This is a genomic window from Serratia sp. CY40230 (genome assembly GCF_052168835.1).
Lineage (GTDB): Bacteria > Pseudomonadota > Gammaproteobacteria > Enterobacterales > Enterobacteriaceae > Serratia > Serratia nematodiphila.
The window spans coordinates 198,205-218,828 of record NZ_JBJNLX010000006.1 but is presented as its reverse complement, the minus strand read 5'-3'; the positions used below and the strand labels follow the sequence as shown (position 1 = coordinate 218,828).

At 61.4% G+C, this 20,624-nt stretch carries 16 protein-coding genes; 7 read left to right on the top strand and 9 right to left on the bottom strand.

Translation table 11 applies throughout. The features are described 5' to 3' along the window. Positions 1–80: 80 nt before the first annotated feature. Positions 81–2,144: an alpha-amylase gene (locus ACJ8IJ_RS21215; protein WP_442518871.1), complete on the bottom strand. Its 2,064-nt coding sequence runs from the start codon at positions 2,142–2,144 to the stop codon at positions 81–83. Between the two features lie 196 nt (positions 2,145–2,340). Here ACJ8IJ_RS21215 and ACJ8IJ_RS21210 point away from each other — a divergent pair, with 196 nt between their 5' ends. Then, positions 2,341–2,493 carry a hypothetical protein gene (locus tag ACJ8IJ_RS21210; RefSeq protein ID WP_019455508.1) on the top strand — a complete coding sequence of 51 codons (153 nt, stop codon included), beginning with the start codon at positions 2,341–2,343 and terminating at the stop codon, positions 2,491–2,493. A 1-nt stretch (position 2,494) separates the two neighbouring features. Here ACJ8IJ_RS21210 and ghrB read toward each other — a convergent pair whose 3' ends face one another. The 8 genes from ghrB to ACJ8IJ_RS21170 all read right to left on the bottom strand — a co-directional run bounded on the left by ghrB (position 2,495) and on the right by ACJ8IJ_RS21170 (position 9,917). After that, positions 2,495–3,472: a glyoxylate/hydroxypyruvate reductase GhrB gene (ghrB, locus tag ACJ8IJ_RS21205; protein WP_103086124.1), complete on the bottom strand. Its 978-nt coding sequence runs from the start codon at positions 3,470–3,472 to the stop codon at positions 2,495–2,497. Positions 3,473–3,544: 72 nt separating this feature from the next. Next, positions 3,545–4,813: an MFS transporter gene (locus ACJ8IJ_RS21200; protein WP_004933942.1), complete on the bottom strand. Its 1,269-nt coding sequence runs from the start codon at positions 4,811–4,813 to the stop codon at positions 3,545–3,547. A 128-nt stretch (positions 4,814–4,941) separates the two neighbouring features. After that, positions 4,942–5,907, bottom strand: a complete 966-nt coding sequence (locus ACJ8IJ_RS21195; RefSeq protein WP_197753767.1) for a PfkB family carbohydrate kinase — start codon at positions 5,905–5,907, stop codon at positions 4,942–4,944. Between the two features lie 7 nt (positions 5,908–5,914). Beyond that, positions 5,915–6,667 (bottom strand): sugar phosphate isomerase/epimerase family protein, encoded by a 753-nt coding sequence (locus ACJ8IJ_RS21190; protein WP_442518872.1) that lies wholly within the window; start codon positions 6,665–6,667, stop codon positions 5,915–5,917. 165 nt (positions 6,668–6,832) lie between these two features. Continuing rightward, the gene (locus ACJ8IJ_RS21185) at positions 6,833–7,867 is read right to left on the bottom strand and encodes a LacI family DNA-binding transcriptional regulator (RefSeq protein WP_004933951.1); all 1,035 of its coding nucleotides are present in this window, start codon (positions 7,865–7,867) and stop codon (positions 6,833–6,835) included. A 124-nt stretch (positions 7,868–7,991) separates the two neighbouring features. After that, on the bottom strand, positions 7,992–8,654 hold the full coding sequence (locus ACJ8IJ_RS21180) for an OmpA family lipoprotein (RefSeq protein WP_004933954.1): 663 nt from the start codon (positions 8,652–8,654) through the stop codon (positions 7,992–7,994). A 247-nt stretch (positions 8,655–8,901) separates the two neighbouring features. Continuing rightward, on the bottom strand, positions 8,902–9,354 hold the full coding sequence (locus ACJ8IJ_RS21175) for an N-acetyltransferase (RefSeq protein ID WP_015376160.1): 453 nt from the start codon (positions 9,352–9,354) through the stop codon (positions 8,902–8,904). Beyond that, positions 9,351–9,917 carry a DNA-3-methyladenine glycosylase I gene (locus ACJ8IJ_RS21170; RefSeq protein ID WP_004933960.1) on the bottom strand — a complete coding sequence of 189 codons (567 nt, stop codon included), beginning with the start codon at positions 9,915–9,917 and terminating at the stop codon, positions 9,351–9,353. Before ACJ8IJ_RS21170 ends, ACJ8IJ_RS21175 begins: the two co-directional genes overlap by 4 nt. A gap of 196 nt (positions 9,918–10,113) precedes the next feature. Between ACJ8IJ_RS21170 and ACJ8IJ_RS21165 the strand changes: the two genes are divergently transcribed. The 6 genes from ACJ8IJ_RS21165 (at position 10,114) to ACJ8IJ_RS21140 (ending at position 20,587) form a co-directional block, all read left to right on the top strand. Then, on the top strand, positions 10,114–12,102 hold the full coding sequence (locus tag ACJ8IJ_RS21165) for an autotransporter outer membrane beta-barrel domain-containing protein (RefSeq protein WP_015376161.1): 1,989 nt from the start codon (positions 10,114–10,116) through the stop codon (positions 12,100–12,102). A gap of 766 nt (positions 12,103–12,868) precedes the next feature. Continuing rightward, positions 12,869–13,786 (top strand): glycine--tRNA ligase subunit alpha, encoded by a 918-nt coding sequence (gene glyQ / locus ACJ8IJ_RS21160; protein ID WP_004933966.1) that lies wholly within the window; start codon positions 12,869–12,871, stop codon positions 13,784–13,786. 9 nt (positions 13,787–13,795) lie between these two features. Further along, positions 13,796–15,865, top strand: a complete 2,070-nt coding sequence (gene glyS, locus ACJ8IJ_RS21155; protein WP_004933969.1) for a glycine--tRNA ligase subunit beta — start codon at positions 13,796–13,798, stop codon at positions 15,863–15,865. A 343-nt stretch (positions 15,866–16,208) separates the two neighbouring features. Beyond that, positions 16,209–16,928 carry a DUF3053 domain-containing protein gene (locus ACJ8IJ_RS21150; RefSeq protein ID WP_015376162.1) on the top strand — a complete coding sequence of 240 codons (720 nt, stop codon included), beginning with the start codon at positions 16,209–16,211 and terminating at the stop codon, positions 16,926–16,928. A 541-nt stretch (positions 16,929–17,469) separates the two neighbouring features. Further along, positions 17,470–19,383: a PTS mannitol transporter subunit IICBA gene (locus tag ACJ8IJ_RS21145; RefSeq protein WP_286093690.1), complete on the top strand. Its 1,914-nt coding sequence runs from the start codon at positions 17,470–17,472 to the stop codon at positions 19,381–19,383. A gap of 58 nt (positions 19,384–19,441) precedes the next feature. Further along, positions 19,442–20,587, top strand: a complete 1,146-nt coding sequence (locus tag ACJ8IJ_RS21140; protein WP_280631080.1) for a mannitol-1-phosphate 5-dehydrogenase — start codon at positions 19,442–19,444, stop codon at positions 20,585–20,587. Positions 20,588–20,624: the final 37 nt, after the last annotated feature.

The window sequence follows — 20,624 nt, the reverse complement described above, 5'->3', positions numbered from 1 at the left end:
TTCCTCTGCAATGCGGCCGACAAATCGACCAATGGGCAAAAGCTTCACTCATTAGCCGATTGTCAGCATATTACGCTGGATTATTGTGACCGTTCGCCGGCCCATACCACCATCACCTTATCGTCGCCGAGTCGACGGCTGAAGGCATAGTAGGCGGCGCGCGGCTGCGGGGTTTGCACGCCGCCACCGATCGCCGGGTGGCGAGCGCGGAACTGCCCCAACCGTTGCCAGTGGGCCAGCAGCGAGGCTTTTTCCCCCTGCAACTCAGGCCAGTTCATGTCGGAGCGGGTGCCTTGCAGCGGATCGGAACCGGTTGGGCCGAGCGGGCGGCCGCTTTCATCGCCGTAGTAAATCTGCACCGCCCCCGGCGCCAGCAACAGCAGGTTCGCCGCCCGCTGTTGGCGCACCTGCGAGCCTTTGGCGTCGCTGGCGAAGAACAGCCGGGTGTCATGTGAAGAGAGGTAGCTCAGCACGTTGAAATCCTGCAGCCGCTCGGCCATCTGCCGGTAGGTGGCATCGATGTCGGCAAAGCAGCCCAGCGCCTGCGACGCCTGGTCCTGGAAATCGAAGTTGATCATCGCGTCGAAGCCGTTTTGGTAATAGTCGCTTTTCATCACCCCGTGGCCCCAGGCCTCGCCGGTCATCCAAAACGGCGCGTCATCCAGCGCCTGCTGCGGATGCTCCGCTTTCCACGCCGCCAATGCCGCCGTGGCGCGCCGCTTCAACAGCGCCAGCGTCGGTTTTTCCACGTGTTTGGCGGTGTCGACGCGAAAACCGTCGATGCCGTAATCGCGTACCCACTGGCTGAGCCAGACGGTCAGGTAATCGCGGGTGGTTGCACCGGGCATGTCGCGAGCGGCGGTGTCGGGTTTGTGGCGATAAAACAGCGGCAGGCCGCTGGCGCCGGGCGCTTCGGTTTTGATGTCCGGCAGGAAGGCCAGCGACATCGTCAGGTCGTCATAGCCCGGCGCGTCATAGTCGCCGATGTCGGTGCGGATCCAGTTTTTCCCCCACCATGGGCGCCAGCCCGCCTTGTCGCTGAAATTGATGTAGTCGTTGAAGCTGTGCCAGTTTTGCCCTTGCCCGGGGCGCCAGTCGTTCCAGCTTTTCCCCAGGGTTTTCTCCACCTCTGCACCCTGCAGATACAGCGAGCCGAAGTGGAACGTTTGCATATCCGCCAGCGTGGCGTAGCCGACATGGTTCACCACCACGTCGAACAGAATGCGAATGCCGCGCTGATGGGCCTGCTCGACCAGCGTGCGCAGCTCCTGTTCGGTGCCCATGTTGGCGTCGAGGCGCGTCCAGTCCAGCGCGTAATAGCCGTGATAGGCGTAATGCGGGAAATCGCCTTGGGTGCCGCCGCCGACCCAGCCGTGGATCTGCTCCAGCGGTGAGCTGATCCACAAGGCGTTGACGCCGAGCTGCTGCAGATAATCCAGCTTCTGCGTCAGGCCGGCCAGATCGCCGCCGTGAAAGGTGCCTATTTCCTGCAGGCCGTCGCTGCGGCGCCCGTAGCTGTGGTCATTGGCCGGATTGCCGTTCTCAAAGCGATCGGTCAGCACGAAGTAGACCGTGGCGTTATGCCAACTGAACGCCGCCGGTTTCGCCGTGGCGGCGGATTCCAGCAGCAACAGGCCGCCGCTGGCGGCGGCGGGCTGCAGTGTGATTTTCCCCTGGCTCACCTGCGCCGTTTGGCCGGAATAGAAATCGCGCAGCGTTTCGCCTTCGGCGAAGGTGGAGGCGACGTCGACCGTGACCGGCTTGCCGTCCCAGCGCGGGCAGCTGCGCACGGCAACGGCGGCGCTTTCCGGCGCGCTGCTCAGGCTGAGCTGCAGCGTCGGCGTGCCGCTGCGGGTGTCGATGCGCACCTGATAATCGCCGGCGCGGAACTGCCGCCAGCTGGCCGGCGGATGGGCGCCGCAGGGCTGCAGCGACAGCGTTTGGTTAAGCTTCACCGCCTCGGCGGGCTGCCAGCAGTGGTTATCCTGATACAGCCGCAGCGGCAGCTGGCCTTTGGGCAGCGCGGCCTGGCTGGCGAACAGCCCGGCGGCAGTTTCGTCGAAGGCCGGGAAACCCGGCAGCGTCCAGCCGGCCAGCGCTGAAGGCGACAGCAGTATCAACAAGGGCAGGGGTAACAGTTTCATGGCTCTCCTTACGCGTGGCAGGAAGCGTTTTTTCCGCTGGGTAGCGCCCAGTGTGGCAAACGGTGAAAAAACGGCCTCCTCCCTGCGGTTTTTTTTCGGGGAGGAGAGGGAGGGCGGAGCGTTTTCGGATTGATTCGGCTTGGCTTTGCGCGTGCGCTGCGGCAGATTAAACGATGAACATCAAAGGAGGTTAGCTATGACGGACAAAAACTGGCGAGAAGAGATCGTTCAGGCAATTCAGGATGCCGAATTGCAGCACTTCGCCGAAGAACATCAGCTGCAGGCGCTTTTCGCGCCGCAGCAGGAAGAGCAACACGGCCGGTTATCCGCAGACCACCGGCCGCGCTGAGTTATTTCCGCAACAGCTGCGGATTGACGCAGTTTTCTTTCACCGTGCCGGTCAGCGCGGCGATCAAGTTATCCACCGCGCAGGCGGCCATGCCGTAGCGGGTTTCATGGGTGGCGGAGCCGATGTGCGGCAACGCCACCACGTTCGGCATGCTGAGCAGCGGCGAGTCGGCCGGCAGCGGTTCCTTCTCGAACACATCCAACCCGGCGGCGTGGATCACGCCGTTTTGCAGCGCTTCGATCAACGCCTGCTCATCCACCACCGGCCCGCGGCCGGCGTTGATCAAAATGCCGCTTTTCTTCATTTTCGCCAGCTGATCGCGGCCGATCAGATGGAAAGTTTGTTCGGTCAGCGGCAGCGTGATGCAAACGAAATCCGATTCGGCCAGCAGGGTATCCAGATCGCAGCGACGGGCGTTGAAGCGTTGCTCCGCCTCTTCGTGCGTGCGGCGGGCGTTGTACAGCACCGGCATGCCGAAGCCGAAGTGCGCGCGCTGCGCCAGCGCCAGGCCGATGCGGCCCATGCCGAGGATGCCGATGGTTTTGTGGTGCACGTCGACGCCGAACCAGTCCGGCCCGATGCTGCCGCGCCATTCGCCGGCCTTGACCCGTTCCGCCACTTCCACCACCCGGCGCGCCGTCGCCAGCACCAGGCTCATGATGGTGTCGGCGACGGTTTCGGTCAGCACCGTCGGGGTATGCATCAGCAGCACGTTATGGGCGTTGAGCGCCTCGACGTCGAAGTTGTCGTAGCCGACGGAAACGGTCGAGGCCGCGCGCAGTTTGGGCGCCTGCTGCAGGAAAGCTTCGTCAATTTTACCGCCGGAACCGATGATCCCTTCGGCCTGCTGCAGCGCCTGGCGCAGTTCGTCGCGGTTCTCCGGCTGCAGGCCGTTGAAGGCGTGCACGGTGAAGTGCTGTTCCAGACGTTCACGCAGATCGGCGGGCAGGCTTTTGTACAATACGATAGAAGGCTTCATCACGAACTCCAGCTGGGCCAAAGGGGGCATGGCGCCCCCCGGTTGGGTTAACAGAGAAAAAGTATAACCGGATCAAGCCAATTGTGGCTGGATCTCGTTGCGGGCGGGCTTGACGATCAGCGTCAGCACCACCGCCACCACCAGTGCGATGGCCATAAACATGTAAGAGGCCGCCGGGCTGCCGGTGGCGCCATTCAGGTAACCGACGAACCACGAACCGAAGAACGAACCCAGCGCGCCCATGCTGTTGATCAGCGCCATGGCGCCCCCGGCGACGTTTTTCGGCAGCATTTCCGGAATGATGGCGAAGAACGGCCCATAAGGGGCGTACATCGCGGCGCCGGCGACCACCAGCAGGCCGTAGGAGATCCAGAAGTGGTTGGTGCCGACGGCGTAAGAGCCGAAGAACGCCAGCGCGCCGATCAGCAGCAGCGGCCAGACGAACAGCTTGCGGTTTTGCATTTTGTCCGACGCCCAGGAGACGACGATCATGGCGATGGTTGCCGCCAGGTAAGGCACCGCCGACAGCCAGCCGGCTTCCACCATGCCCATCTGCATGCCGCTGCGCAGGATGGAAGGCAGCCACAGCACGAAGCCGTATACGCCGATGCTCCAGGCGAAGTACTGCACGCACAACAGGATCACGTTGCGTGAGCGGAAGGCTTCGCCGTAGTTGCGCACGGCCTTGATGCCTTTCTGTTCTTCGTCCAGCTGCTGTTGCAGCGCCTGTTTCTCATCGGCGCTCAACCAGCCGGCCTGCGCCGGTTTGTCTTTCGCCAGCACCCACCAGCAGAACGCCCAGATAACCGCCGGAATGCCCTCGATGATGAACATTTCGCGCCAGCCGAAGGCGTGGATCAGGTAGCCTGACACCACCGACATCCACAGCACCGTCACCGGGTTGCCGAGGATCAGGAAGGTATTGGCGCGTGACCGCTCCGATTTGGTGAACCAGTTGCTGATGTAGATCAGCATCGCCGGCATCACCGCCGCTTCCACTACGCCGAGGATAAAGCGGATGGCGGCCAACATCGGGATATTGCTCACCACGCCGGTCAGCGAGGCGCAACCGCCCCACAGGATCAGGCACCAGAAGATCAATTTTTTGACGCTGCGGCGTTCGGCGTAGATGGCGCCGGGAATTTGGAAGAAGAAATAACCGAGGAAAAACAGCGCGCCCAGCAGCGAGGCCATGCCCTTGGTGATGCCGAGATCTTCATTGATGCCGGCGGCGGAGGCGAAGCTGAAGTTGGCGCGATCGAGATAGGCCAGGCTGTAGGTGATAAACACGATGGGCATGATGTACCACCAGCGTTTGGCCGCGACAGTCGCTTTGTTCATGTTCAGTATCCTTCAGTGGTGTTGCATCCCCTTCGCCCGGATGCCAGAAGAAGGGGCAGATGCTCTCCCGACGCGTCCCGGTGTAGGGCCAGAGGCTGACGTCATGCGGAGAAGTCGTTTTTTTATTGTTATTCGGCCAGCGCCGCGCGGGTCGGCAGGCCTTCGCTGTCGCCGATGGCCTGGATCGCCAGCGAACCGATTTTGTTGCCGCGCTGCACCGCCTGTACCAGCGTTTTGCCTTCCAGCAGGGCGCTGAGGGTGCCGACGGCAAAGCCATCACCCGCCCCCACGGTATCCACCACGTTGTCGACCTTGACTGCGGCCACCGCCGCCTTATCGCCGGCGGCGGTTTTAAACCAGGCGCCGTCCGGGCCGGTTTTGATGATCACCGCCTGCACGCCGCGTTCCAGATAGAAATCGGCGATGCCTTCCGGCGTCGATTGGCCGGTGAGGATCTGCCCCTCTTTCAGCCCCGGCAGCACCCAGTCGGCGGCGAACGCCAGCTGGTTCAGCTGCTCGATCATCACCTCGCGGCTGGGCCACAGCACCGGGCGCAGATTGGGGTCGAACGAAATGGTTTTGCCCATGGCGCGCATCTCGCGCGCCGCATGGTGGCACAGCGCCAGCGATTCGCCGGACAGCGCCGCCGCCACGCCGCTCAGGTGCAGGTGACGCGCGGAACCGAAATACTCGCGGTTAAAATCGGCAATCGACAGGTGGCTGGCCGCCGAGCCCTTGCGGAAGTATTCCACGCTGGGATCGGTACCATCGGTGGTTTTGGATTTCACCTGAAAACCGGTGGGGTAGTGGCCATCGACCGTCACCTGCCGGTAGTTGATGCCTTCTTTTTTCAGCTGCTGCAGGGCGAAGCGGCCGAACGAGTCATTGCCGACGCGGCTGACCCAGCCGACGTTCATGCCCAGACGCGCCAGGCCGATCGCCACGTTCAGTTCGGCGCCGGCGATGCGTTTGGTGAAGGTTTCCACCTCCACCAGGTCGCCGGTTTGCGCCGCCACGAACATCGCCATGGCTTCGCCCAGCGTGACCACATCCAGGGGCGTCTGCTGCGCCGTCGTTGCCGTTAACGTTGTCATCATGGGGTTACTCCGCACGCAAAATATTGACGTAATGACGGGTGACGGCCTCCAGGTCATCGCCCTGCAACGGGAATTCGATACCGCGCGGCACATCGTGCGGCAGGCGGGCCAGCAGATCGCGCCAGCTGCCGTCGGTATCGTCCAGCGCGACGGCGCGCCAGCCGCGCGGGCCTTGGGTGGCGGCTTTGACGTGCACGTAACCGACGTGGCGGGCCAGGCGCTCGGCGGCGGCGAAGGCGTCTTGCCCCACCCACAGCCAGTTGGCCATATCGAAGGTCATGCTGACCGGCAGGTGGCTATCTTCCGCGGCGTGGAAAAAGGCGTTCAGCATCGACAAAATGCCGCAGTCCGGCGTTTGGTCGTTCTCGACCACCAGCTTGACCGGGTGTTGCTCCAGCGCCACTTTCAGCTCGGTAAAATCGAAGCCGGGGCGGAAATGACCGAGGGACAGCTTCAGCTGGCGCGCGTTCAGCGCCTGCGCTTCCGCCAGCAGCGCCGGCAGGTTGGGGTTCAGCGTATGTTGCGGGGTGAACAGCGCCTCAGGGGCGGAGTAGACGGAGAACAGCTGCTGGCGATCGATCTCTTGCGCCAGCGCCGGCAGGCTGTCCAGCTCGCCGGCGGCGAACAGTTCGCGGCGGATCTCCACCCCGTCGGCGCCAGCGCCGGCGATGAGGGGCAACAGCGCGCGCTGGCCGCAGTGTTGTTTGACGGTATCGGTGCCGTAGGCGCCGGTGACCACGATGATTTCTGTTTTCATTTTGACTCCTGAGGCGGCATTGTCGCCGCCGCTGCTGTTACCGGTACGTTAAATGGAACCGGTTCCAGCGAAAAGCGGCAGAGTGTAAAAATATGATCGCAATCACGAAGCTGAGCAAAAAACAGCCGGTGAGGGCGGGGCGGTTAACGCCCCGGAAAAGGCGGGTTAGCGGGTGGTGGAGCCGCGGACGATCAGCTCGCCGGAGAACATCTGCTCGCCGCTGGGGGCGGCCAGGCCCTGAATGCGCTGCACCAGCCGCTCCAGCGCCGCGTGCCCCATTTGGTAGGTGGGCTGCTTCAGCGTGGTGATGCCGACGCCCGCCAGTTCCGCCCACTCCAGTTCGTCAAAGCCCAGCAGGCCGATGTCGTTGCCCCACTGGATGCCGAGCCGACGCATGGCGCGCGCCACCTGCAGCGTCAGGGCGCCGTTGGCGGAGATCACCGCCTTGCGCATGCCGCGGTGGCGGCCGCTGAAATCGCTCAGCACCTGCTCCAGTTTCTGCCGATCGTTGAGCGGCGTTTCGGCCTGCTCCGCCAACAGCGCGGGGTGCTGCGCCATGGTATGCCTGAAGGCGTGCAGGCGCTCCAGGCGGGTATTGACCGTACCGAGCGGCTCGCTGAGGAACAGGATCGCTTCGAAACCTTGTTGCAACAGGTGTTCGGTGGCGACGGTGGCGGCTTCGCGGTTGTTCAGGCCCACCACGTCGCAGGCGAAGTCGGGGATTTTGCGGTCGATCAACACCATCGGCAGCATCGACTGTTGCAGCGTGGATAACGCTTCCTCGCGCATGCCGACCGCGTTGACCACAATGCCTTCCACCCGGTAACTGCTGAGCAGCTGCAGGTAGTGCTGCTCCTGATTGACTTCGTTGTTGGTGTTACACACCAGCAGGGTAAAGCCGTGCTGGCGGCAGGCGGCCTCGATGCCACGCATCACGTCCACCGAGTAGGGGTTGGTGATATCGGCGAGGATCAGGCCGATCAGGCGGGTCTGGCCGCCCTTCAGGCTGCGTGCCATCTGGCTTGGCCGGTAGTCGAGCTGCTGGATCGCCTGTTCGATGCGCTGTTTGAGATCGTCGGAAAGCAGGTGTTGTTCACCATTCAGATAGCGCGACACGCTGGTCTTGCCGGTTTTGGCGATGCTGGCCACATCGCTGATGGTGGCGCGTCCCGATGCGCGCGTTGCCTTGACAGTGCTCACAGCCGATCCCTCCTGCGGTTAATTGCCAAGGAGACTACCATACCCGATGTGCGGGCGGGAATGTTGAAGGGTAAGGAGAAAATCGCAGGGAGGCGGCGGGGCGCAGGTGGCGCCCCGCACGGGATTACTGCAGCGGGCTGAGCGTGATCTCGACGCGGCGGTTTTGCGCCTTGCCTTCCGCGGTGCTGTTGGAGGCGATCGGGTTGTCCGGGCCGGCGCCGGTGGTGCGGATACGGTTCGCCGCCACGCCCTGGGTGATCAGCGCGCTGGCTACGCCGTCGGCGCGCTGCTGCGACAGGTTCATGTTGAGCGAGCGGGAACCGGTGCTGTCGGTGTAGCCGACCACGTTGACCGCGGTTTTCGGATACTCTTTCAGCACCATGGCGACGCCGGTCAGGGTGTTGGCGCCCGCCGGTTTCAGCGTGGCGCTGCTGCTGTCGAAGGTCACGTTGTTCGGCATGTTCAGCACGATGTTGTCGCCCTGACGGGTGACGCTGACGCCGGTGCCTTTCATCTTGTCGCGCAGTTTGGCTTCCTGCACGTCCATGTAATAGCCTACGCCGCCGCCGAGGGCTGCACCGGCCGCTGCGCCGATCAGCGCACCCTTGCCGCGATCTTTCTTGGAAGAGGACAGCACGCCGACGCCGGCGCCCAGTGCGGCGCCGAGGCCTGCGCCGATGCCGGATTTGCCGGCTTCGGATTCACCGGTGTAAGGGTTGGTGGTACAGGCCGACAGCGCGAGCGTAAGGCTCACGGCGCCGGCAATAATTGCAATGCGTTTTTTCATGTTCTTGTCCTTAATGGCATCAGAATCTGTACGCGCCGGCCCAAAACGGGGACGCAAAAAAGTGGGTGACGCAGGGAGCCCGCATCGCCGCGCTACCTATGACGCGCGCTTTCGCCGGCAGTTCCGGAGAAAAACGTGACAAATGATGAGCGCGGGTAAGTGCTGGGGGAGTTATGCGGCAAAACGCCGGGCGGCGCCATGCAGCGGATTCCTAATTGTGCGCATCCGGGGTGCGGATGCGCCTTTTTTAAGCGTAACCGGTTGAGTTTTCGACTGCCGGCCAGTTCATGATCAGCGTATAGGCCTGGGTTTCATCATTGAACAGGCGCTGCGTTATCTGAAAGCCGTGCTTGTGGTAGAACGCGCAGGCGCGCAGGTTCTGTTGGTACACCTCCAGACTGAGTCGGCGGTAGCGCTGTTGCACGTGCGTCATCAGCGCCTGGGCGACGCCGCGGCCGTGAAACGCCCGATCGACAAACAGCGCGCCGATGAACTGCTCGTCCAGCACGCTGATAAAGCCGACGATCTCGCCTTCGTGCCAGCAGGCCCAGCTTTGCGCGCGCGGCAGGTAGTTTTCCCGCACCAGCGCGGCGCTCTCACGCCAGTATTTTTCCGCCACGAACGGATGGGCGGCGATGGTGCTGGGCAGCCACAGCGCCATCAGCCGTTCGATATCCTCCGGGCCACAGGGGCGGATCACCGTGGCTTTGGGTAACACATGCACCCCGTGAGATGATCGTTCACCAGCCCGCTGGCCTGCATGAAGGCGTAACAGATGGTGGAGCCGATAAACTTGAAGCCGCGCTTTTTCAGCGCCTTGGACATGGCGTCGGACTGCTCGGTTTTGGCCGGCACCTGGTTCAGCGCTTGCCAGCGGTTGAGCTGCGGCCGGCCGCCGACGAAGTCCCAAATGAAGGTAACGAAATTCTCCCCGGCCGCCTCCATCGCCAGATAGGCCTTGGCGTTGGTGATGATGGCTTCTATCTTGCCGCGATGGCGGATGATGCCGCTGTCCTGCAGCAGGTTTTCCACGTCTTGTTCGGTCATGGCGGCGACCCGCTGCGGATCGAAACCGTGGAAAGCGCGGCGGTAGTTCTCGCGCTTTTTCAGGACGGTGATCCAGGAAAGGCCGGCTTGCTGCCCCTCGAGGCACAACATTTCAAACAGCTCGCGCGCGTCGGTGGTGGGCGCGCCCCATTCCTTGTCGTGATACTCGAGATACAACGGATCGGCCGTCACCCAACCGCAACGTTCGTCTGCCATCCTGAATGTCCTTATGCTGTGTTTATGAACAGTAATCATCGCTCGAAGCGCCGAACTTGGCAAGTCTCTGATTGTTTTGTCATCAGCCCGCTTGACGTGACGAAAAAGCCGACAATAGTTACTACATGGCCGGTGGAAAACTGACCAACGATAAAAACGACATGGCCTTCATTTGCAGGCTCTCAGGAGTCGATTCATGCCTCTAAAAATAACGTGCATGCCCCGCCCGGCGGCGCTTGCAGTGGCGTTACTTTGCAGTGTGACCCTTCCGGCTCAGGCGTACGATCAACTCTACGTCTTTGGCGACAGCCTGAGCGATACCGGCAACAACGGCCGGTTCACCTATGACGGCAGCCAGCACCTGCTGTACGACGAAGCATTGGCGCAACGCATCGGGGCGGCGCTGGTGGCTTCGGACAACGGCGGTGAGAACTACGCCGCCGGCGGCGCCGTGGCGGTGCCGGGCCTGAACCCGGCCGACAACACCCAGGAGCAGGTGCAGCGCTATCTGAACCGGGTCAATGGCCAGGCCGACGGCGACGGTTTGTATATTCATTGGATCGGCGGCAACGATCTGGCGGCGGCGGCGCTGAATGCCGCTACCGCGCCCGGCGTGGCCTATAACAGCGCCGCCGCGGCGGCCGCGCAGGTGCATTCGCTGCTGAACGCCGGCGCCGGCACGGTGATCGTGCCGACGGTGCCGAACATCGGCTCCACGCCGCAGCTGATGGAATTGATCATTCAACAGGCGCTGTCTCCGGTGCAGGGGGCGGCGATCCAGGCGGCCTATGCCACGCTTAATTCGGTGGCGACGCCGGACAACGCTTCACGCACGCAGGCGATCCACGCAGCGTTGGCCGCTGCGGCGAAGCAGGGCAGCGCCATTCCTCAGGTGCAGCAGGCGATCGCCGCGCAGCTTATCGCGGCGTATGACGGCCTGAGCGCGCAGGCCGCTCAGCTGACCGATTTCTATAATCAAAGCGAAGACCGTTTGCTGGCGCAGGGGAGCGGCAATATCGTGCGGGTGGACGTCAACAAGCTGTTCGCCGAAGCGATCGCCAATCCGGCGCAGTTCGGCTTCGCCAACACCGCCGGCATGGCTTGCCCGCCGGGCGTTTCCTCGGCGGTTTGCCGTTCCGACATGCCCGGCTTCGACGCCGGCCAGTCCTATCTGTTCTCCGACCATTTCCACCCCAGCCCACAGGCGCACCTGCTGATTGCGGATTATATCCAGGCGGTGTTGGATGGCCCGGCGCAGGTGGTGGCGCTGAATCAGGCGACGGCGGCGATGGCGCGTGACAGCCGCGCCACGCTCGACAGCCGCTTCCAGCAGCTGCGCAACGGCGACAACCCGCAGGGTTCGCTGGGCGTGTTCGGCGGTTACGCCGGCCAGCACTACGACTATGCCGATAACCGGGCGGCGGGGGACGGCAACGCTACCACCCACAACCTGACCGTCGGCGTGGACTATCAGCTGACCGACAGCTGGTTGATCGGTGCGTTGATCGCCGGTTCCAACGACGATCAGCATCCTTCCAGCCGCTTTGATTACAAGGCGCGCGGGCTGCTGCTCTCGGCTTTCAGTTCACTGGCGATATTCGAGCACGGCTGGGTCAACGCCGATCTGCACTATGCGACGATGGATTATGACGACATCCGCCGCAGCATGCGGCTGGGGCCGCTGACGCGCACCGAAACCGGTTCGACCACCGGCAGGCAGTGGGGGGCGCGCGTGACCGCCGGCTATGACTTCCCGATCGCTTCTTACCTGACCACCGGGCCGGTGGCGCAGTTCGCCTGGGATTACAGCCGCGTTTCCGGTTACAGCGAAGACGGCGATGACAGCACCGCCATGCGCTTCAACGATCAAACCTACCACTCGCAGATCGGTGCGTTGGGTTGGCGGCTGGATACGCAATTTGGCGTGTTTAACCCTTATGCGGAAGTGAGTTATCAGCATCAGTTCGGCGACGACGTCTACCGCGCCGGCGGCGGCCTGAAATCGACGCAAACCTCATTTACTCGTGACAGTGCGGGTCAGGACAAAAACTGGGTGGATGTCACGCTCGGGGCCAACATGCCGTTGACGGACAGGGTGTCGGCCTTCGCCACCGTCTCGCAAACCGGCGGCCTGAGCAGCGGCGAGCAGTTTATGTATAACGTCGGCGTCAGCGCGCGTTTTTGAATGGGGTGCCTGCAGAGCGCGTTTGCCAAAGGCGCGCTAAATGGCATTGCGTAAGCGATACGTTCTTATAAGGGAAGCTAATTAAGAGGAAGCGGACGGGAATTAATTATGCGGGCCGTCATGATGCTGACGGAAATACAAAAAAAAACTGATCCTATGAAAGGATCAGGTAGCCACTTGGCCAACACCAGGGAAAATTTTAATTATTATTGTATAACCAAAGATTAACTGTCAATGGGTTTATGTGGCTCATTGTTGGCGTATTACATATCCGCTTGTTTCTCCTCGAGTCGCTGCAGCGGCCCATCGCGTGATCTCTCCTTATTTTTCACGATATAAGAAATAATTTGGCGGTTAGTCACATTATCTGCCGGTGAGGCGAGTTTTTTAGTTGATAAAATTAACAAAAATAACATTGGCGTAACTTTGCCCTGTGGCAAATATAAGCATGTGTGCATTTCAATCTGCGTAAATAGGGTTGGTGAGAACAGGAGCTGCGGGCGAATAAGTGACGATTTAAGCAACGATTAGCCTCGTTTTTTGTTAAGTTATTCTAATGTTTTTGGCGGGCCGTATTTTCGCCCCGTTCGTCGCCGGTGAAATTAGCCGGCTAACCGGCGCCCTGTCCTGCGCGCGCCGCGCGCGAAAATCCAGCGTTTCTCGCCCCGATTCGCACTTGTTGCCGGATTCTGGCTGTATATCTTACGGTCAACGGGTATACTGGCTCATTCCATCTAAATCCACTTGTATCGCGTGCGAATTCAACATGCAAAAGTTTGATACCAAGACCTTCCAGGGCCTGATCCTGACACTGCAGGATTATTGGGCGCGCCAGGGCTGCACCATCGTTCAACCATTGGACATGGAAGTCGGCGCGGGAACCTCACACCCGATGACGTGCCTGCGCGCACTGGGGCCGGAGCCGATGGCCGCCGCCTATGTGCAGCCATCTCGCCGCCCGACCGACGGCCGCTACGGCGAAAACCCGAACCGTCTGCAGCACTACTACCAGTTCCAGGTGGTGATTAAGCCATCGCCGGACAACATTCAGGAACTCTACCTGGGCTCGTTGAAAGAGCTGGGTCTGGATCCGACCATCCACGACATTCGCTTCGTGGAAGACAACTGGGAAAACCCGACGCTCGGCGCCTGGGGCCTGGGTTGGGAAGTGTGGCTGAACGGCATGGAAGTGACGCAGTTCACTTACTTCCAGCAGGTCGGCGGCCTGGAGTGCAAGCCGGTGACCGGCGAGATCACCTACGGTCTGGAGCGTCTGGCGATGTACATCCAGGGCGTGGACAGCGTGTACGATCTGGTGTGGAGCAACGGCCCGCTGGGCGTCACCACCTACGGCGACGTGTTCCATCAGAATGAAGTGGAGCAGTCCACCTACAACTTCGAATACGCCGACGTCGACTTCCTGTTCTCCTGCTTCGAGCAGTACGAGAAAGAAGCCCAATCGCTGCTGGCGCTGGAAAAACCGCTGCCGCTGCCGGCCTACGAACGCATCCTGAAGGCGGGCCATACCTTCAACCTGCTGGACGCGCGCAAGGCGATTTCGGTGACCGAGCGCCAACGCTACATTCTGCGCATCCGCACGCTGACCAAAGCCGTTGCCGAAGCCTACTACGCTTCCCGCGAAGCGCTGGGCTTCCCGATGTGCAACAAGAAGAACGAGAACTAAGAGGCAGCCATGACTCAACAGACTTTCCTGGTGGAAATCGGCACGGAAGAGCTGCCGCCGAAGGCTCTTCGTTCCCTGGCGGAATCATTCGCCGCCAACTTCACCGCCGAGCTGGACAACGCCGGCCTGGAACACGGTGAAGTGAGCTGGTTCGCCGCACCGCGCCGCCTGGCGCTGAAAGTGGCTAACCTGAGCGCGGCGCAGGCCGATCGCGAAATTGAAAAACGCGGCCCGGCGATCGCCCAGGCGTTCGACGCCGAAGGCAAACCGAGCAAAGCGGCCGAAGGCTGGGCGCGCGGCTGCGGCATCACCGTCGATCAGGCTGAACGCCTGGTGACTGACAAGGGCGAGTGGTTGATGTACCGCGCCCACGTCAAAGGCCAGTCGGCGCAACAACTGCTGGCCGGCATGGTCAGCACCGCGCTGGCTAAACTGCCGATCCCGAAACTGATGCGTTGGGGCGACTCCGACGTGCAGTTCGTGCGTCCGGTGCACACCGTTACGATGCTGCTGGGCGCCGATCTGATCCCGGGCACCGTGCTGGGCATCGAATCCGCGCGCACCGTGCGTGGCCACCGCTTCATGGGCGAAGCCGAGTTCACCCTCGATAACGCCGACCAATACCCGCAGATCCTGCTGGAGCGCGGCAAAGTGGTCGCCGACTACGAAGCGCGTAAAGCCCTCATCAAACGCGACGCCGAACTGGCGGCGCAGAAGATTGGCGGCAAGGCCGATCTGAGCGACAGCCTGCTGGAAGAAGTGGCCTCGCTGGTGGAATGGCCGGTGGTGCTGACCGCCAAATTCGAAGAGAAATTCCTGGCGGTGCCGGCGGAAGCGCTGGTGTACACCATGAAGGGCGATCAGAAGTATTTCCCGGTGTATGACGCCGCGGGCAAATTGCTGCCGAACTTTATCTTTGTGGCCAATATCGAGTCGAAAGACCCGCAGCAGATCATTTCCGGTAACGAGAAGGTGGTGCGTCCGCGCCTGGCCGATGCCGAGTTCTTCTTCAACACCGATCGCAAGAAACGTCTGGAAGACAACCTGCCGCGCCTGGAAACCGTGCTGTTCCAACAGCAGCTGGGCACCCTGCGCGACAAAACCGATCGCATTCAGGCGCTGGCGGGCTGGGTTGCCGGCCAGATCGGCGCCGACGTCAACCACGCCACCCGCGCGGGCCTGCTGTCGAAGTGCGACCTGATGACCAACATGGTGTTCGAATTCACCGACACCCAGGGCGTGATGGGCATGCACTATGCGCGCCACGACGGTGAGGCGGAAGACGTCGCCGTTGCGCTGAACGAGCAGTATCAGCCGCGCTACGCCGGCGATGCGCTGCCGCAGTCGCTGGTGGCCTGTTCCCTGGCGATCGCCGACAAGATGGACACCCTGGCCGGCATTTTCGGCATCGGGCAGCATCCGAAAGGCGATAAAGACCCGTTCGCGCTGCGCCGCGCCGCGCTGGGCGTGCTGCGCATCATCGTCGAGAAAAACCTGCCGCTGGATCTGCAGACCCTGACCGAAGAGGCCGTGCGCCTGTACGGCAGCAAGCTGACCAACGCCAAAGTGGTCGATGAGGTGGTGGAATTCATGCTGGGTCGCTTCCGCGCCTGGTATCAGGAAGAAGGCCACGCAGTCGATACCATTCAGGCGGTGCTGGCGCGCCGTCCGACCAAGCCGGCCGACTTTGACGCACGCGTCAAGGCGGTATCCCACTTCCGCACGCTGGATGAAGCGGCGGCCTTGGCTGCGGCCAACAAACGCGTCTCCAATATCCTGGCCAAATCTACCGAAACGCTGAACGACAGCGTGCGCGCCTCGGTGCTGAAGGACGCGGCGGAGATCCAGTTGGCGACCCACCTGGTGGTGCTGCGCGACAAGCTGCAGCCGTACTTCGCGGCGGGCAATTACCAGGAAGCGCTGGTGGAACTGGCTGCGCTGCGTGAGCCGGTGGATGCGTTCTTCGACAACGTGATGGTAATGGCGGACGATGCGGAAGTGCGCGTGAATCGTCTGACGCTGCTGAGCAAACTGCGTGAACTGTTCCTGCAGGTGGCGGATATCTCCGTACTGCAGTAAACGGCTCTGTGCTGTGAAAAGGCGCCTGCGGGCGCCTTTTTTATTTCCGTTTCCTGGGTGCGAAGGCAAGGTCGCCTGGCGACTTGGGGGGCGACTTGGGGGGCGACTTGGGGGGCGACTTGGGGGGCGACTTGGGGAAATTGAAGCATCCGGTCGCCGACGGCAATGAACCTCAGTGCGTTTTGCGCACGATGTTCAACCGCCTCCGGCCGAGACAATGTTCACCGCAAACGGAATCGCGTATCGGAACGCCGCCAGTTGATCTATTCTTATAGGCGCACGGAGTGCGGAAAAAGGGGCGGAGTCCAATGAAAAAGCAGGTTTATAACAGGAGTTATGTCACATGGCGGTAGGGATCCAGAGCAGAGGTTTCGCGCGTTGGTTGGCACCGGTATTGGCATTGTTGGTGGTCATGCAATTGACCGCCTGCGGCGATAAAGAGCCGGAACAGCGCAAAGCATTCATTGATTACTTACAGAATACCGTGATGCGCAGCGGGGCGAACATCCCCACGCTGAGCGAAGACCAGAAGCAGAAGTTCGGCAACTATGCCGGCGATTACGCGATTTTGGTCGGCTTTTCACAGCAGCTGTCCAAGTCGGTCGGCGCCAGCCTGACGCCAGCGCTGGATCAGATTAACCAGATCCGCACCGCACAGGACTATCTGAACAAACGCGATGCGCTGCAGCAATCGGTCGGGGCGTTGAACCTGCTGGGCCAGCAGATCCAGTCCGCCAAGTCGCAGGCGGATACCGCCCGCACGGCGCTGAAACAGCCCGACGATCTGAAGGCGGTGTATAACCAGGCCTATGACAAAATCGTCACCGCGCCGGCCAACGCCCTGATGCCGGCAATCCCGACCACCGCCAGTTTTGTGCAGGATCTGGTGCAGGTTGGCGATTTCCTGCAGAGCCAGGGCAATCAGGTCAGCTTCAACAACAACGGCGTGCAGTTCCGCACCGCGCAGCAGGTGGCGCAGTACAACACCATGATGTCGAATCTGGTGGCCAAACAGCAGAACCTGGTGAATGCGCAGAAAGCCATTCAAAGCGTGACGCAATAACGCGCCTACGACGATCTACAGGCCGGCATTGCCGGCCTGTTTTATTTCCCCTCAGCGTTTCCAATAGCTTGCTGGTTTATTACGCAGGCTTCTGTACTACACTTCAATTAATCCATTCATTCGGCAATGTAGTTTTCTTTCATTCATCACTTCGCTAGTTCCCGGCGGGATGAGTGCTCACAGGGAAGATCAAACAGAGCGTCGCGTTCGGGCGCTGCAGCGAAAAATAAATTGTGATATTTATCACAATTTAAAAACAAACAACCAAGTTAAAAATGTGACATTAATCACTTTATTGTCGGTTTTTGGGCGGTTTTTTTCTCACTGTGCTTTTTTTACACGCCATAAATGTGATCTTTATCACCATAAATGAGGGGTTGTTGGGGTGTTGTGTGTGACTTGTATCACAAAAAATTCGTGAAGTTCGCGTGACAAAAACAGCGTGATAGAGTCCGTTTCGCATACAGCGGCAACACGGCTGGATCGTCACAACAATAATCACGCGCTCTATTGTCAGCGCGTAACAATAGGGGTGTGTTTTATGTTTTCACCAGACATCAAGGTTAAAGTGCAAAACTTTGGCCGCTTCCTGAGCAACATGGTGATGCCCAACATCGGCGCCTTTATCGCCTGGGGGATTATCACCGCGCTATTCATTCCAACCGGCTGGCTGCCGAATGAGACCTTAGCCAAGCTGGTCGGCCCGATGATCACCTACCTGCTGCCGCTGCTGATCGGTTATACCGGCGGGCGGCTGGTGGGCGGCGATCGCGGCGGCGTGGTCGGCGCCATCACCACCATGGGCGTCATCGTCGGCGCCGACATGCCGATGTTCCTCGGCGCGATGATCGCCGGTCCGCTGGGCGGCTGGGCCATCAAGCACTTCGACCGCTGGGTGGACGGCAAGATCAAAAGCGGCTTTGAAATGCTGGTGAACAACTTCTCCGCCGGCATCATCGGCATGCTGTTGGCGATCCTGGCCTTCCTGGGCATCGGGCCGCTGGTGGAGGTGCTTTCCAAGCTGCTGGCGGCGGGCGTGCACGTGATGGTGACGAACAACCTGCTGCCATTGGCGTCCATCTTCGTTGAACCGGCGAAAATCCTGTTCCTGAACAACGCCATCAACCACGGCATCTTCTCGCCGCTGGGCATCCAGCAGGCGACGGAAGCCGGCAAATCGGTGTTCTTCCTGATTGAAGCCAACCCAGGCCCGGGCATGGGCGTGCTGATGGCCTACATGTTCTTCGGCCGCGGCAGCGCCAAGCAATCCGCCGGCGGTGCGGCGATCATTCACTTCCTGGGCGGCATCCACGAAATCTACTTCCCGTACGTGCTGATGAACCCGCGTCTGCTGCTGGCGGTGATCCTGGGCGGCATGACCGGCGTCTTCACCCTGACGCTGCTGAACGGTGGCCTGGTGTCTCCGGCCTCCCCTGGGTCGATTCTGGCGGTGCTGGCGATGACCCCGAAAGGCGCCTACTTCGCCAACATTGCGGCGGTGTGCGCAGCCTTTGCCGTCTCCTTCGTGGTGTCCGCTTTCCTGCTGAAAACCTCCAAGGTGAAAGAGGATGACGATCTGGAAGCCGCGACCCGCCGCGTGCAAGAGATGAAATCGCAGTCCAAGGGCGGCGCGGCCGCGCCGGCGGCGGTCGATGGCGATCTGAGCACCGTGCGCAAAATCATCGTCGCCTGCGATGCGGGCATGGGCTCCAGCGCCATGGGCGCCGGGGTGCTGCGCAAGAAAGTGGCCGACGCCGGGCTGAAGAACATCTCGGTGACCAACAGCGCCATCAACAGCCTGCCGGACGATGTGGATCTGGTGATCACCCACCGCGATCTGACCGAGCGCGCGATGCGCCATGCGCCGCAGGCCCAGCACATTTCGCTGACTAACTTCCTCGACAGCAAGCTGTATGGCGATCTGGTCGAGCGTTTGCTGGCGGTGAACACCGCTGCCGCAGCGGCCCCGCAGAGCGGCGCGCACGCGGCTGCAGAGGCCGGCGAACAGGGGCTGTTCAAGCTAAGCGAGAGCAACGTGTTCCTCAACCTGCAGGCCAGCGACAAAGAGCAGGCGATCCGCTTCGCCGGTGAGCAGCTGGTGAAGGGCGGCTACGTTGAGCCGGAATACGTGCCGGCAATGCTGGAGCGAGAAAAGCTCACCTCCACCTACCTGGGCGAATCGATCGCCGTGCCGCACGGCACCATCGAGGCCAAAGACCGGGTGCTGCGTACCGGCGTGGTGTTCTGCCAATACCCGCAGGGCGTGCGCTTCGGCGATGAAGAGGATGAAGTGGCCCGTCTGGTGATCGGCATTGCCGCGCGCAACAACGAACATATCCAGGTGATCACCAGCCTGACCAACGCGCTGGATGACGAGAGCGTGATCGAGCGGCTGGCGAATACCACCAGCGTTCAGGAAGTGCTGGACCTGCTCGGCGGCAAAAAAGCCGGATAACAGAATCATTTTAAAGGGTGCAGCTTGCTGCACCCTTCGACATTAAGAAGGTAGAGTTATGAAAGCATTACATTTTGGCGCAGGGAACATCGGCCGCGGTTTTATCGGCAAGCTGCTGGCGGACGCCGGGGTTGAGCTGACCTTCGCCGACGTCAATCAAACGGTGCTGGATCTGCTGAACAGCCGTAAAAGCTACCAGGTGCATGTGGTGGGCGAGCAAGAGCGCGTAGAGAGCGTCAACAACGTCAGCGCCGTCAACAGCGGCAGCGAAGCCGCGGTGGCGCTGATCGCCGAGGCGGATCTGGTGACCACCGCCGTTGGCCCGCAAATTCTCGCCAAAATCGCCGGCACGATCGCCAAAGGGCTGGTGCTGCGCCATCAGCAGGGCAATGTGCAGCCGCTGAACATCATCGCCTGTGAGAACATGGTGCGCGGCACCAGCCAGCTGAAGCAGCACGTGTTTGCCGCGCTGCCGCAGGACGAGCAGGCATGGGTTGAGCAGCACGTCGGCTTCGTCGATTCGGCGGTCGACCGCATCGTGCCGCCGGCGGACAGCAGCGATCCGCTGGAAGTGACGGTGGAAACCTTCAGCGAATGGATCGTCGATCAGACGCAGTTTAAAGGCCAGCCTCCGGCGATCGCCGGCATGGAGCTGACCGATAACCTGATGGCCTTCGTCGAGCGCAAGCTGTTCACCCTCAACACCGGCCATGCCATCACCGCCTACCTCGGCCAACGGGCCGGGCTGCAAACCATTCGCGACGCCATTCTCGACCCGGCGATCCGCCGCGTGGTGAAAGGGGCGATGGAAGAGAGCGGCGCGGTGCTGATCAAGCGTTACGGCTTCGACGCCGACAAGCACGCCGCCTACATCAACAAAATTCTCGGCCGCTTCGAAAACCCGTATCTGCACGATGATGTCGAGCGCGTGGGGCGCCAGCCGCTGCGCAAACTGAGCGCCGGCGATCGTCTGATCAAACCGCTGCTGGGCACGCTGGAATACGGCCTGCCGCATGCCAACCTGATCCAGGGCATCGCCGCCGCCATGAGTTACCGCAGCGAACAGGATCCGCAGGCGCTGGAGTTGGCGGAATTGCTGAACACGCTCGGGCCGAAAGCCGCGCTGGCGCAAATTTCCGGCCTGCCGGCGGAAAGCGAGGTTGTAGAACAGGCCGTTGCTGTGTATAACGCCATGCACAAGTAGAATCGTGATGATGAACACCCGAGCGCAGCTTGCTGCG

Excerpts from the sequence above, each read along its gene's own strand:
- ACJ8IJ_RS21215 (WP_442518871.1), bottom strand. The coding sequence starts at position 2,144 with ATGAAACTGTTACCCCTGCCCTTGTTGATACTGCTGTCGCCTTCAGCG.
- ACJ8IJ_RS21210 (WP_019455508.1), top strand. The coding sequence starts at position 2,341 with ATGACGGACAAAAACTGGCGAGAAGAGATCGTTCAGGCAATTCAGGAT.
- ghrB (WP_103086124.1), bottom strand. The coding sequence starts at position 3,472 with ATGAAGCCTTCTATCGTATTGTACAAAAGCCTGCCCGCCGATCTGCGT.
- ACJ8IJ_RS21200 (WP_004933942.1), bottom strand. The coding sequence starts at position 4,813 with ATGAACAAAGCGACTGTCGCGGCCAAACGCTGGTGGTACATCATGCCC.
- ACJ8IJ_RS21195 (WP_197753767.1), bottom strand. The coding sequence starts at position 5,907 with ATGACAACGTTAACGGCAACGACGGCGCAGCAGACGCCCCTGGATGTG.
- ACJ8IJ_RS21190 (WP_442518872.1), bottom strand. The coding sequence starts at position 6,667 with ATGAAAACAGAAATCATCGTGGTCACCGGCGCCTACGGCACCGATACC.
- ACJ8IJ_RS21180 (WP_004933954.1), bottom strand. The coding sequence starts at position 8,654 with ATGAAAAAACGCATTGCAATTATTGCCGGCGCCGTGAGCCTTACGCTC.
- ACJ8IJ_RS21170 (WP_004933960.1), bottom strand. The coding sequence starts at position 9,917 with ATGGCAGACGAACGTTGCGGTTGGGTGACGGCCGATCCGTTGTATCTC.
- ACJ8IJ_RS21165 (WP_015376161.1), top strand. The coding sequence starts at position 10,114 with ATGCCTCTAAAAATAACGTGCATGCCCCGCCCGGCGGCGCTTGCAGTG.
- glyQ (WP_004933966.1), top strand. The coding sequence starts at position 12,869 with ATGCAAAAGTTTGATACCAAGACCTTCCAGGGCCTGATCCTGACACTG.
- glyS (WP_004933969.1), top strand. The coding sequence starts at position 13,796 with ATGACTCAACAGACTTTCCTGGTGGAAATCGGCACGGAAGAGCTGCCG.
- ACJ8IJ_RS21150 (WP_015376162.1), top strand. The coding sequence starts at position 16,209 with ATGGCGGTAGGGATCCAGAGCAGAGGTTTCGCGCGTTGGTTGGCACCG.
- ACJ8IJ_RS21145 (WP_286093690.1), top strand. The coding sequence starts at position 17,470 with ATGTTTTCACCAGACATCAAGGTTAAAGTGCAAAACTTTGGCCGCTTC.
- ACJ8IJ_RS21140 (WP_280631080.1), top strand. The coding sequence starts at position 19,442 with ATGAAAGCATTACATTTTGGCGCAGGGAACATCGGCCGCGGTTTTATC.